The organism is Mesorhizobium sp. M0768, assembly GCF_040320195.1.
Lineage (GTDB): Bacteria > Pseudomonadota > Alphaproteobacteria > Rhizobiales > Rhizobiaceae > Mesorhizobium.
In genome coordinates, this window is sequence record NZ_JAMYPD010000001.1 from 311,238 (window position 1) to 323,522 (window position 12,285).

The 12,285-nt window shown below is 63.6% G+C and carries 10 protein-coding genes; 1 reads left to right on the plus strand and 9 read right to left on the minus strand.

The window, feature by feature from the left end:
* Nucleotides 1-176 precede the first annotated feature (176 nt).
* The 9 genes from tatC to NKI08_RS01535 all read right to left on the minus strand — a co-directional run bounded on the left by tatC (nucleotide 177) and on the right by NKI08_RS01535 (nucleotide 11,848).
* Nucleotides 177-1,040 (minus strand): twin-arginine translocase subunit TatC, encoded by an 864-nt coding sequence (tatC, locus tag NKI08_RS01495; protein WP_023678927.1) that lies wholly within the window; start codon nucleotides 1,038-1,040, stop codon nucleotides 177-179.
* Entirely contained in the window at nucleotides 1,037-1,723 is a 687-nt protein-coding gene (gene tatB / locus NKI08_RS01500; RefSeq protein ID WP_352470423.1) for a Sec-independent protein translocase protein TatB, read from the minus strand. The genes tatC and tatB overlap by 4 nt, the downstream gene beginning before the upstream one ends.
* Nucleotides 1,724-1,751: 28 nt before the next feature.
* Nucleotides 1,752-1,973 (minus strand): twin-arginine translocase TatA/TatE family subunit, encoded by a 222-nt coding sequence (locus tag NKI08_RS01505; protein ID WP_352490594.1) that lies wholly within the window; start codon nucleotides 1,971-1,973, stop codon nucleotides 1,752-1,754.
* Nucleotides 1,974-2,151: 178 nt separating this feature from the next.
* Entirely contained in the window at nucleotides 2,152-2,931 is a 780-nt protein-coding gene (gene scpB / locus NKI08_RS01510; RefSeq protein ID WP_352470421.1) for an SMC-Scp complex subunit ScpB, read from the minus strand.
* A complete protein-coding gene (locus tag NKI08_RS01515) occupies nucleotides 2,928-3,728 on the minus strand; it encodes a segregation and condensation protein A (protein WP_023678931.1) in 801 nt (266 codons plus the stop codon). Before NKI08_RS01515 ends, scpB begins: the two co-directional genes overlap by 4 nt.
* Nucleotides 3,729-3,786: 58 nt before the next feature.
* A complete protein-coding gene (gene nagZ, locus NKI08_RS01520; protein WP_352766790.1) occupies nucleotides 3,787-4,806 on the minus strand; it encodes a beta-N-acetylhexosaminidase in 1,020 nt (339 codons plus the stop codon).
* 116 nt (nucleotides 4,807-4,922) lie between these two features.
* Nucleotides 4,923-8,711, minus strand: a complete 3,789-nt coding sequence (locus tag NKI08_RS01525; protein ID WP_352766792.1) for an SPOR domain-containing protein — start codon at nucleotides 8,709-8,711, stop codon at nucleotides 4,923-4,925.
* Nucleotides 8,712-8,814: 103 nt separating this feature from the next.
* Entirely contained in the window at nucleotides 8,815-10,572 is a 1,758-nt protein-coding gene (gene argS / locus NKI08_RS01530) for an arginine--tRNA ligase (protein ID WP_352766794.1), read from the minus strand.
* 61 nt (nucleotides 10,573-10,633) lie between these two features.
* Nucleotides 10,634-11,848, minus strand: coding sequence for a deoxyguanosinetriphosphate triphosphohydrolase (locus tag NKI08_RS01535; RefSeq protein ID WP_352766796.1), 1,215 nt, complete (start codon nucleotides 11,846-11,848; stop codon nucleotides 10,634-10,636).
* Nucleotides 11,849-11,921: 73 nt separating this feature from the next.
* On the opposite strand from NKI08_RS01535, the gene erpA reads away from it, so the two are divergent.
* Nucleotides 11,922-12,269, plus strand: coding sequence for an iron-sulfur cluster insertion protein ErpA (erpA, locus tag NKI08_RS01540; RefSeq protein WP_254818314.1), 348 nt, complete (start codon nucleotides 11,922-11,924; stop codon nucleotides 12,267-12,269).
* The last annotated feature ends 16 nt before the right edge of the window (nucleotides 12,270-12,285 follow it).

The window sequence follows — 12,285 nt, forward strand, 5'->3', positions numbered from 1 at the left end:
GGTAGGCAGCACGCGCAACGTTCGATCGAAAGAACCCTGGAAACAAAAACCCGCCTCGGGAGGCGGGTTTTTGGAGCCAATTGGCACCATACCCAAATTAGTAGCATAGCTGCCCGCACAAAGCAAGAACAAAGTTGCTATGGCCGGCAAAAAAATGCTGCCCGCTTCAACCGAACCTATGTCGAAGACGCGTCCGCCGGCTTTTCGGCCACCTCTTCGGTGGCGTCCTGCTTTTCGCGGGCCACACGGTCGCGCTCCTTGCTGCGTTCGATCAGCCGGGCCGACCAGATCGAGACCTCGTAGAGCAGGATCGTCGGAATGGCGAGGCCGATCTGGCTCATCGGGTCGGGCGGCGTCAGCACCGCCGCCACCACGAAGGCGATGACGATCGCCCATTTGCGCTTCTCGGCCAGGGCCGTGGACGACAGCATGCCGACCCGCGTCATCAGGCTTGTCACCACCGGCAGCTGGAACACCAGGCCGAAGGAGAAGATCAGCGTCATGATCAGGCTGAGATATTCGGACACTTTCGGCAGCAGCGAAATCTGCACCTGGTCGTTGGTGCCGGTCTGCTGCATGGCGAGGAAGAACCACATCACCATCGGCGTGAAGAAGAAATAGACCAGCGATGCGCCCATCAGGAACAGGATCGGCGAGGCGATCAGGAACGGCAGGAAGGCGTTGCGCTCGTTTTTGTAGAGGCCGGGCGCGATGAATTTGTAGATCTGCGTGGCGATCAGCGGAAAAGCGATGACCATGCCGCCGAACATGGCGAGCTTGACCTGGGTAAAGAAGAACTCCTGTGGCGCCGTATAGATCAGCTCGACCTTGTGCGGGTCGAGCCCGGCCCATTGGGTCGCCCATCTGAACGGAATGACCAGAAGGTTGAACAGCCGCTTGGCGAAAAAGAAGCAGACCAGGAAGGCAACAAAAAAACCGCCGATCGACCAGATCAGCCGCCGGCGCAACTCGATCAGGTGCTCCATCAGCGGAGCCGACGATTTTTCTATCTCGTCCTTTTCCTTGTCCGAAACGCTCACTTGGCGGCTCCCGCCGTTTTCCTGGCGGCCGGCTTCTTCGTTGCTGACGCCGGCTTCTTCGCTGCTGACGACTGCGCTTTTTGCTCAGCTTTTGCGGCAGCCTTTGGCGCAGCAGTCTTTGCCGGCTTGGCCGGGACGGCGGCCGCGGCTTTCGCGGGCGCCGGCTTCTTCTTTGCCGCAGGTGCTTTTTTCGGCACGGCCGCTGCAGCCGTTTGCGCCTGCACTGCCGGCGCTACGACGGACTCGTCCGTCATCGCCGGAAAGATCGGCGTGGCCGGCGTCGGCTCCGGCGGGCTGACGCCCGGCATCGTCGTTGCGCCGTTCTTAAGCGGCTCGGCCGCCTGCTCCGTCGAAGCGGCGGCATCGACGGCCGGCTTGGGTTTCATCACTGCGTCGACGCCGGAACGGACGTCGGCGGCGGCCTGCTCGAATGGATTGAGCTGCTTCCTGATCTCGGCTGCCGGATTGAGGCTTCTCAGCGAATCGACCGACTTCTTGACGTCGTCGAGCTCGGCTTCCTTCAACGCGTCGTTGAACTGCCGCTGGAAATCGGACGCCATGGCGCGCAGCTTCGCCGTCGTGCGGCCGAAGGTGCGCAGCATGTTGGGCAAATCCTTGGGCCCGACGACCACGATCATGACGATCGCGATCACCAGCATCTCGGTCCAGCCGACTTCGAACATGGCTATACGTTCCGACTAAAGTTTGGGCTCAGCTTTTGCTGGCCTTTTCCTTCGGTACCGAAACGGTTTCGTCGGCACGGTGTTCAACGGTACGCTTGTCCTCGGCAGTCTCGTCGTCCGCCATGCCCTTCTTGAAGCTCTTGATGCCCTTGGCCATGTCGCCCATCAACTCGGGGATCTTGCCGCGGCCGAACACCAGCAGCACGATCACCAGAACGATCATCCAGTGCCAAATCGAAAATGAACCCATAGCAAATCTCTCTCGAACGGTTTCCCAGACGCTGATCTATGCGCTTTCGGGTTCGGATTCAAACAGAACTGCGACAGAGTTCATGAATGAGTCGCCGAAGTCACGCACTTTCGGCACGGTGGCCCGCTACCAATCGGCGCAGTTCCATCCTGCCTGTGGCTTTAAGATGGCGCTCGGCTCAATCTTCCGTGACGCGCGGCGTCAAAAGGCCGAGTTCTTCGAGGTCGATGTCGGTCAGCGGATCCTCGTCGTCGGTAAGCGCATCGGGGTCGGCCGGCGGCAGCGGCACCGAGAAATTCGACGGCATGCGGCCGGACAGCAGCCCGGCACCCTTCAATTCCTCCATGCCGGGGAGATCGCGTATCTCCTCCAGTGCGAAATGGTCGAGGAAAATGTCGGTCGTGCCATAAGTGACGGGACGGCCGGGCGTGCGACGCCGGCCGCGCATCCTCACCCATTCGGTCTCCATCAGCGTGTCGAGCGTCCCCTTTGACGTCTCGACGCCGCGGATGTCCTCGATCTCGGCGCGCGTTACCGGCTGGTGGTAGGCGATGATCGCCAGCACTTCGAGGGCGGCGCGGGACAGCTTGCGCTGCTGCACCGTGTCACGGCTCATCAGGAAGGCGAGGTCGCCGGCGGTGCGAAACGCCCAGGCATCGCCGACGCGCACCAGATTGACGCCGCGCCGCGCATAGATCTGCTGCAGCTCGGCCATTGCCGCGGCAATGTTGATGCCGTCGGGCAGTCGCGAAGTGAGCTGTTTTTCGCTGACCGGCTCGGCGCTGGCGAATACGATCGCCTCGGCCATCCGTACGGCCTCCGCCATATGCAGCCGCTCGCCGGGATTCCGCGACAAATTCTGCCCCTGATTTTGTGCCGGGTTTTCGGCGACCGCGCCTTGCTCGGCGTCGTCGTCGACCTTGAACGGAATGACCGAAGCGTTGGCGCGTTCGTTCATGGTGTTACCTCGACTATCTTGATGGCCTGGGCGCGGCCGCGCAGATAAAGCGGCGCGAACACCTGGTCCTGCCGCATTTCCATCTTGCCTTCGCGCACCAGTTCCAGCGTCGCCGCAAACGAGCTGGCAACCGCGGTGCGCCGCTCTTCCGGGCCGGCCAGATATTCGACCAGGAAACTGTCGAGCGCCGTCCAGTCGCGCAGCGACCCGATCAGCCTGGTCAGCACGTCGCGCGCATCCTTGAGCGACCACACGCCGCGCCTGGCGATCGTCACATTGGTTATTGCCTGCTTCTGGCGCTGCTGGGCATAGGCGGTCAACAGGTCGTAGAGCGAGGCCGAATAGGCATTGCGCTTCTCGACGATGACCATTTCCGGCATGCCGCGTGCAAACACGTCGCGTCCGAGCCGGTTGCGGTTGACCAGCCGTGCCGCCGCGTCGCGCATTGCCTCCAGCCGCTTCAGCCGGAACTGCAGCACCGCCGCCAGTTCCTCGCCGCTTTCGCCTTCGTCGCCGGGCTGCTTGGGGATCAGGAGCTTCGACTTGAGAAACGCCAGCCACGCCGCCATCACCAGATAGTCGGCGGCAAGCTCCAGTCTCAGCGCCCTCACCTTCTCGACGAAGGCCAGATACTGTTCGGCCAGCGCCAGGATCGAGATGCGCGACAGGTCGACCTTCTGATTGCGGGCAAGATGCAGCAGAAGATCGAGAGGACCTTCGAAGCCGGCCACATCGACGACCAACGCCGGGTCGCCGGTCAGCCGGGAATCGTCGTTCTCGGCCCACAAGCGGTCCATCGGTGCGGCCTTGCCGGCCTTCAGGTCCAATGTTTCCGCCACTTCGCTTCCTTTGATGCTAGGCCACCGCGTCGAAATAACTGGCAAATTCGGCCCGAATCTCGGTCTCGTCCGCCACGTCACGGTTCCTGATATAGGTCAGCGCCCGCTCCGCGCGCTCAAACGACTTGCCTTCAAGCCCGGTCGTGCGCGACGCAATGCCGGCCATTTCCTCGAACACGCCGTTGCAGTGAAGGACCAGATCGCAGCCCGCCGCAAGGATAGCGGCCGCCTTTGACGGGAAATCCCCAGAAAGTGCCTTCATCGAGGTGTCGTCGCTCATCAACAGGCCGTCGAAGCCGATTTCGCCTCGGATGATCTTTTCGATGACCTTACCGGAAGTCGTGGCCGGGTTCTTCGGGTCGATCGCGCTATAGACGACATGCGCCGTCATCGCCATCGGCAAATGGTTGAGCTCCCTGAACGGGGCAAAATCATGCCGCTGCAAGTCGCCGATCGAGGCGTCGACGGTCGGCAGTTCGAAATGCGTATCGGCGAAGGCCCTTCCATGACCGGGAATATGCTTCATCACCGGCAGCACGCCGCCCGCCATCAGGCCTTCCGCCGCGGCGCGACCCAATTCGATGACGGCGCGCGGCTCCTTGCCATAGGCGCGCGCGCCGATGACGTCGCTGGCGCCCTCGATCGGCACGTCGAGCACCGGCAGGCAATCCGCCGTGATGCCGTAGCGCAGCAGGTCGAAGGCATGCAGCCGCGCCATCAGCCAGGCGGCACGGGTGCCGGCGTCATGGTCGTCGCGCCACAAGGCGCCGAGTGCGCCGGCAGCCGGATAGTTCGGCGCCAGCGGCGGCCGCAGGCGCTGCACCCGGCCGCCCTCCTGGTCGATGAATACCGGCGCGTCCGCACGCTCGACGCAGTCGCGCATGGCGGCGACCAGATCGCGGATCTGCTCGGTCTCGCCGATATTGCGCGCAAACAGGATGAAGCCCCACGGGCATTCGTTGCGATAGAAACGGATCTCGTCGCGGGTCAGTGATTTCCCGGCGCAGCCGAGGATCATGGATTTTGATTCGGTCATGCGGAACAGTTTAGAGCTTCGCGCCGACAAAGGGAATCGCCCGTAATTGCCTTCAGAGGTTTCCGTTCACGCAAAAAAGCCGGCGCGGACGCCGGCTTTTCGAGGGGCCTTGATGCCTAGTGGGACACGAAGCAATTGCCGCCGGCAGCCTTGTAGCTGGTGCACAGTTTGATCGCCTCGTTGCGAGACTGCGCCGGAACGCGGACGCGGTAGAAGGTGCCCTTGCCGGCGATCTCGGCCTTGACGATGTTGGCGGTGCGGCCGGAAAGCACGCTGCCGTAGCGGCGCTGCAGATCCTGGTAAGTCGCCTGGGCGCTTTCGACTGTCGGCTGCGAAGCGATCTGTATCGACCACGAACCAGCCCCGGCCGCGGCCGGATCGATGGAAGCGACCTGATCGGGCTTGACCTCGCCAACCACATCGACCGGCTGGTCGGACGGGCGCTGCGGCGCCACCGGAACCGTGGCCGGGGTGCTGGCGGACTGCTTGCTGGCTGACGCCTGGGCCTTGGCTTCAGCCTTTGTGTCGGGCTTGGGCGCCGGCTGCAGCTTGGAGGTTTCGGCCTGATCGCCGCTCGCCTGGTCGCCACTCGGCTGGTCATCAATCTTCGGATCGCTTGTTATTTGGTCGATCAGGGGCACGGTGCCGGTCTGCGCGGCGGCGTCGGCCTGGGCCGACGGAGCCACGTGCTGCGGCGCCGGATCGGCCGGCTCGGCAGCAGCCATCTGCGGGGCGGCAGGCGCCGGATCCTCGCGCGCCACCAGCGAACCGTCAGGTTTCACGACCATGGTCCGTACCTTGCGCGGCGCAACGGCGACGATCTCGGGGGTTGCACCCTTCTCGGCCTCCTGCAGAACCTGCGCGATGCGATCCTCGGACTTGGGCGCCGGTGCGGCGGCGGTTTCGGCAGCGCCAGCCGCACTGGCGCCAAGCGTGCTGGAGTCAGACGCGCTGGTGCCGGGCGCATTGGTGCCAGCCCCGTCGGTGTCGGACGCCGCGGTGCCGGGCGCGTCGATATCGTCCGCGGCATCGGGGTCATTGGGCGAAAGATCGACGACGCGGCTCTCCGGTTCGTTGGCCTTCAGGTCCACAGGCTCTTCGGTGTTGGTGACCAGCTTCTGCTGAACCGGCTCGGCGGGCTTGGTGCCCTTGACCACAGCGTCATAAACCTTGTTGTCCTGGTTCGGCACGACGGTGCCGCCTGGATTTTCCGGCTTGATCTTGATCGGCCTGTTGTCGGCCTTGACGATAACCGGCGCATCGCCGCCGCTCTTGCCGCCGAGGGTCAACGCAAAGGCGCCAAGGCCTCCGGCGATCGCCACGGCGCCGACCACCGCTCCTATCAGCAGCCCGCGCCTGCGCGGCTGCCTTTCGGCCCCGCGTTCGGCAAGGCCCGGAACCGACATCTCCTCGTCCAGTTCGGGATCATAGTCGAGCTCATCGAAGGTGAAATCGTCGGCCTGCGAAACCGGCTGGCCACCGGGCAATGGGCCCAGATCGAAACCGTCCGCTGCATCGGCATAGGAAGCAGCCGCCGCGCTGACGGGGGCTTCCGCAGGCTTGGCGCCATAGGCGCGCGTCTCGCTACGATCTTGCTTGTAGCCAGACGCGAAGCCGGCATCGTATTCATCGTCATAGCCAGCACTGCGCACCGGGGCAGGCGCTATATCCGTTGCATTCATTTCGGTGAGAAGGCTGGCAAAATCGGCATCGAGATCGTCGTAGGCGGGCGCCACCGGCTCGTCATCGTCGAAGTTGAGCTCCGGAATGTCGAGATCGTCCGCCAGCGCCACGACGCGCTCGGGCACGTCGACCGTCTCGACATCGGGCATCTCGTCATAGGCGGAAGGCTGTTGACGCGAAGTTGGTGCAGCTTCCGTGTAGGCGGGCCGATCTTCATAGGACGGCCTCTCTTCACGGGATGCCTGGCTTTCATAGGACGGCCTCTCTTCGACCGGTGCGGCCCGATAGGACGGGGTTGCAGCCGGCTGCGGCGGTGGTGCCGAACGCGCCGAAGCCATCGGCTGGCTTGCAAAAGCGGGCTGAGGCTGTGCGACCGGTGTCACGCGGCTCCACGAGCGGGCCGGCTCGGGCGGCGTGGCGCGTGTCGTCAGCCAGTTCAGCGCATCGAGCGGGTCTTCTTCGGCAGCAGCTGCCGCACTCTTGTCGGCCGAGTCATGATCCAGGCCGATATTCCTGGCGAAGTCGGCATCGAGCGCATCGCTGTCGAGATCATCCGCGGGTCCGGCAGCGGCTTCAACACCGAAATCCTCGCCTTCAAGCTCATCGAGGAGGACACTGCCAAGATCGGCGTCATCGGCGGCACTGGACTGCTGCGGCTCAGCGGGCTCGTGCTCGTCGAGTTCCCAATCCAGCTCGTCGACAGCATGCACCGGCTCGTTGGCGACGTCTTTGACCGCCGCCATTGGCTGTTCAGCGGCCACTGCTGGCTTCTGAATTACCGGCGCGATAGGCTGCTGAACAGCCATCACGGGCTTCTGGGCAGTCTGCGGGCTTGGCTGAGGTTCGTTGACCACTTGTGCCGGCCGTGTGCTCATCGCACCGAGCAGCGCGTTCAGTTCGTCTTCCAGGCTGCGTTCCTCAGCCACTGGGGCCGTCGGGACGACAGCGGCCGGCGCCGCTGGTTCGGCCGCAACCTGCGCCACGGGCTCTTCGGCTTCCTCGGCAGGCGCACCGTCGAAGCTCAGATCGAAATCGTCGTCGAACGCCGCTTCAGCGGCCGTGCCGGAAAGCCGGGCGGCCTCTGGCTCTTCGATCGACTGCTCTTCGATAAACTCTGGTTCTTCGATTTCGGCAGGCCCGTCCGAGCGAACGTCGAAGTCCATGTCGACATCGGCCATGGCATCATCGAAATGGCCGGCAAGATCCTCATCGGCCGAAACCGCCTCAACCGGCGATGCCGGGGCGGCGACGTTTTCCGCCGGCTCATGCTCGTCGAACATCAGCTCGTCTTCGAGCGAACTTGCCACGGCATCGTCGAACTCGTCATCGAACGCAGGCGCGGCCGCTTGCGCGGCGGTTTCAACGGCGACGGTCTGCTCCATCGGCTCATGCTTGTCGAACATCAGCTCGTCTTCGAGCGAGCTTGCAACGGCATCGTCGAACTCGTTGTCGAACGCAGGCGCGGCCGCTTGCGCGGCGGTTTCAACGGCGACGGTCTGCTCCATCGGCTCATGCTCTTCGAGCATCATCTCGTCTTCGAGCGAACTTGCCACGGCATTGTCGAACTCATCGTCGAAGGCGGGCTCGTCGACCGGCTCGATCGCCTCGGCTGCGGCCCTGGGTTCATCCTCACCGGTCACCGCGATCTTGGCCGTCACATCGTCGTCGTGCCGAAAATCCTGGTCGAGCGAGGCGGCAAGTTTGTCGTCACTCGAAAGGTCGTCCTCGAACGGCGACACGTCTTCGAGCGAGCCGGCGACGGCGTTATCGAACTCGTCGCCGAGCTCCGGCTCGACGGCGGGAGCAAACGCCCTTTCGGGGGCGGAGGCAATTTCGTCGGCGGCAACAGGAGTTGCTGCAACAGGAGCAGCATCATCCGCCGCACTGTCGTCGAACGCGAAATCCTGTTCGAACGAGGCAGCAAGCGCGTCCTCCATTTCGTCGGCGGCGGCCGGTTCGGGTGTCGGCTCGCGAAGCTTGGCAGGGGAAGCATTGTCATTGGCGTCGGCGCCGAATTCGCCCATCAACTCCTTCTCGAGATCGATCTCGAAATCGCCCTCGTCCACCGACGGTTCGGCGGCAGCGGTTTTCGGCTGTGCCGGCGTTTGCGGTTTGACCGGCTGGCGCGGGTCGAACCCCATGATCCTGGTCAGTTCCGCGAACGGATCATCGTTGGCGATGTCGTTGTGGTCGGCTGCTCTCAGCTGGGTTCTGTCTGCCATTATTGTTCCCGAACTCGCACTCATTCGGACGCCATGGACGTCGCGTAGGGTTGGCCCTTACCAGCGCAATGTGGGCAAAAGGTGACAGGTTTTTTACTCAAACCTAACGCATTTCGGTGGGCGCATTGGCTCCGATCAGCGTCAGGCCGGACGTCAAAACGTCCGAAACAGCCTGCACCAGCCCTAGTCTGGCATGCGTCAATTGTCGGTCGTTAACCTTAACAAAACGTAAGTCGGGATTATCGGTGCCCCGGTTCCAGTGTCCGTGGAAGCTGGAAGCGAGTTCGTAAAGGTAAAATGCCAGCCGGTGGGGCTCGAGCGCGAGCGCCGCGGCTTCGATCAGCCGAGGATATTCGGCGAGCTTCCTGATCAGGCCGATCTCGCCCTCGTCGGTCAGCAAAGCCACTTCGGCGGCCAGCTGGTTGCGGTCGAACATGGCCTCGCCCAGTTGCTCGCTCGCCTGCCGGAACACCGAATGGCAGCGCGCCGAGGCATACTGCACGTAGAACACCGGATTGTCCTTCGACTGCTCGGTCACCTTGGCGAAATCGAAGTCGAGCGGCGCGTCGTTCTTGCGGTAGAGCATCATGAAGCGGATCGGGTCGCGGCCAACCTCCTCGACCACTTCGCGCAAGGTCACGAACTCGCCGGACCGCTTCGACATGCGCACCGGCTCGCCGGCGCGAAACAGCCTGACCAGCTGGCAAAGCAGCACGGTAAGCTTGACCTCGTCGCCGGCAATCGCCCGGGCAAGCGCTTCCAGCCGTTTTACATAGCCGCCATGATCGGCACCAAGCACATAGATCAGATCGACGAAGCCGCGATCGACCTTGTCCTTGAGGTAGGCGACATCGGCGGCGAAATAGGTGAAGGTGCCGTCCGACTTGACCAGCGCCCGGTCCATGTCGTCGCCGACCGCGGTCGAACGGAACAGCGTCTGCTCGCGGTCCTCCCAGTCGTCCGGCTTCTCGCCCTTGGGCGGCGGCAGCTTGCCCTTGTAGATGTGGCCCTTCAGCGTCAGGTCGCTGATCGCAGAGCGAATCTTCTTGGCATTGTTGGCATGCAATGTGCGCTCTGAGAAAAAGACGTCGTGATGCACGTTGAGCAGCGCCAGATCCTCGCGGATCATCGTCATCATCGCATCGATCGTCCTGTCCTTGACGATGGCAAGCGCCTCTTCGTCCGGCATCTGCAGCAGGGAGCGGCCGAATTCGCTGGCCAGCGCCTGACCAACGGGGATCAGATAGTCGCCTGGATAAAGCCCGGCCGGAATGTCGCCGATCTCATCGCCGAGGGCTTCGCGGTAGCGCAGCATGACTGAGCGTCCGAGCACGTCGATCTGCGAACCGGCATCGTTGATGACGTATTCCTTGGTCACGTCGTAACCGGCGAAGGCCATCAGATTGGCCAGCGCGTCGCCGACCACAGCACCCCGGCAATGGCCGACATGCATCGGGCCGGTCGGGTTGGCCGAGACATATTCGACATTGGTTTTCTTGCCGCCGCCGATAGTCGAGCGGCCGTAATTGCGGCCTTCGCCGAGCAGCGCCGTCAGATGCGCCTGCCAGAAGCCGTCCTTGAGCCTGAGATTGACGAAGCCCGGGCCTGCGATCTCGGCGGCCGCGATATCCTCGTCGGCGCGCAGCGCCTCGGCCAGCCTTTCGGCCAGCGCACGCGGGCTCTGGCCGGTCGGCTTGGCCAACACCATGGCAGCGTTGGTCGCGAGGTCGCCATGGCTGGCATCGCGCGGCGGCTCGACGGCGAAGCGCGACAGGTCCGGCGACGCGCCATCCTTGTCTTTCAAATCAAGCGCTTCGACGGCCTTTATGATTCGCGCGTTGAAATCGGCGAAGATGTTCATTGCTATGGCTCTGACGGTTTTGCATGGATCCGGCGCGTTGGCCGGCAAAATCGCGCCCGCCCTAGCTCAAATCCGGCGTATGGTCAAACAAACGCCTGTGTTCCTTGAGCGCATAAGTGTCCGTCATGCCGGCCAGGAAATCGGCAACACTGCGCGCCTTGACGCGGTCCTCTGCCCGGTCGAGCCCTTCGCGCCAGCCATCCGGCATGGCGCGCGGATCGGCGAAATAGACGTCGAACAGGTCCCTGACGATCTGGTCGGCATCGGCGCGCACCCGCATGACCTCCGCATGCCGATAGAGGTGTTTGTAGAGAAAGGCCTTCAGCTCCTTTTCCGATGCGGCCGTGTCGGCGGAGAAGCTCACCATCGTCTCGCCGGCCGCCCTTACCGCTTCGGCGCTGCCGGGCTGGATGCGCGCCAGATTGGCCGTCGTCGAGACGATCACGTCCTCGACCATGATGGTGATCTGCCGGCGCATCAGCTCGTGGCCGGTGCGTACGTCATCGAGCGCCGGATAGCGCTGACGCACGCCCTTGAGAATCGACCCCGGCAGCGAGACGCCCTCCAGCATATCGAGCGTCAACAGCCCTGCCCTCAAGCCGTCATCGATGTCGTGGGTGTTGTAGGCGATGTCGTCGGCAATCGCCGCGCACTGCGCCTCGATACCAGCGAAGCGGTCGAGCTCGAGGTCGTGCAGTTCGGAATAGTCGCGGATAGCCTGCGGCACCGGCCCCTTCAGCCCTTTCCCCTTGGCATCGGTCAGCGGGCCATTGTGCTTGACCAGCCCCTCCAGCGTTTCCCAGGTGAGGTTCAGCCCATCGAACTCGGCATAGCGCCGCTCCAGCCGCGTCACCACACGCAGCGACTGTGCATTGTGGTCGAAGCCGCCCCAGGCGGCCATCTTGTCGTTCAGCGCGTCCTCGCCGGTATGGCCGAAGGGCGTGTGGCCGAAGTCGTGCACCAGGGCCACCGCCTCGGCCAGGTCCTCGTCGCCGCGCAGCGCCCGCGCCAGAGCGCGTGCGATTTGCGCCACCTCGATCGAATGCGTCAGCCTCGTGCGGTAATGGTCGCCTTCGTGTGCGACGAACACTTGCGTCTTGTGCTTCAGCCGGCGGAACGCCGTCGAATGGATGATGCGGTCGCGGTCGCGCTGGAACGGCGTGCGCGTCGGGCTTTCCACCTCGTCGAACAGCCGCCCGCGCGACTTCGCCGGGTCGCTGGCATAGGCCGCGCGCGGCCGATAGCCGAATCCGATGTCGCCCAACTCGTTGGTCATAGCGTATGCCGCAGTTGACTTGCCCCGTCGCGCTTCATACCTATCATACAAAACCGAAAGCAAGGTGACGCCCATGGGCGCTGATGCCAAGACCGCCATGAAAGTCGAGATGACCGACGCCGCCGCCAGGCGGATCGCCAAGATTGTGGCGAGCGAAGCCGGCAAGACGGCGCTGCGCGTTTCGGTCGAGGGCGGCGGCTGTTCCGGCTTCTCCTACAAGTTCGACCTGGTCGACAGGCGCAATGACGACGACGTCGCCATCGAGAAGGACGGCGCCACCGTGCTGATCGACGACCTGTCGCTGGTCTATATGGGCGGCTCGGTGATCGATTTCGTCGACGATCTGATGGGCCAGTCGTTCCAGATCAGAAACCCCAATGCGGTCGCCTCCTGCGGCTGCGGCACCAGCTTCAGTATTTGAAAATGTGAAGCCGCTC

What these genes read in the sequence shown, in the direction of transcription:
- scpB (WP_352470421.1), bottom strand. Translation starts at nt 2,931, where the DNA reads ATGAACGAACGCGCCAACGCTTCGGTCATTCCGTTCAAGGTCGACGAC.
- NKI08_RS01535 (WP_352766796.1), bottom strand. Translation starts at nt 11,848, where the DNA reads ATGACCAACGAGTTGGGCGACATCGGATTCGGCTATCGGCCGCGCGCG.
- erpA (WP_254818314.1), top strand. Translation starts at nt 11,922, where the DNA reads ATGGGCGCTGATGCCAAGACCGCCATGAAAGTCGAGATGACCGACGCC.
- nagZ (WP_352766790.1), bottom strand. Translation starts at nt 4,806, where the DNA reads ATGACCGAATCAAAATCCATGATCCTCGGCTGCGCCGGGAAATCACTG.
- argS (WP_352766794.1), bottom strand. Translation starts at nt 10,572, where the DNA reads ATGAACATCTTCGCCGATTTCAACGCGCGAATCATAAAGGCCGTCGAA.
- tatB (WP_352470423.1), bottom strand. Translation starts at nt 1,723, where the DNA reads ATGTTCGAAGTCGGCTGGACCGAGATGCTGGTGATCGCGATCGTCATG.
- NKI08_RS01505 (WP_352490594.1), bottom strand. Translation starts at nt 1,973, where the DNA reads ATGGGTTCATTTTCGATTTGGCACTGGATGATCGTTCTGGTGATCGTG.
- NKI08_RS01515 (WP_023678931.1), bottom strand. Translation starts at nt 3,728, where the DNA reads ATGGACCGCTTGTGGGCCGAGAACGACGATTCCCGGCTGACCGGCGAC.
- NKI08_RS01525 (WP_352766792.1), bottom strand. Translation starts at nt 8,711, where the DNA reads ATGGCAGACAGAACCCAGCTGAGAGCAGCCGACCACAACGACATCGCC.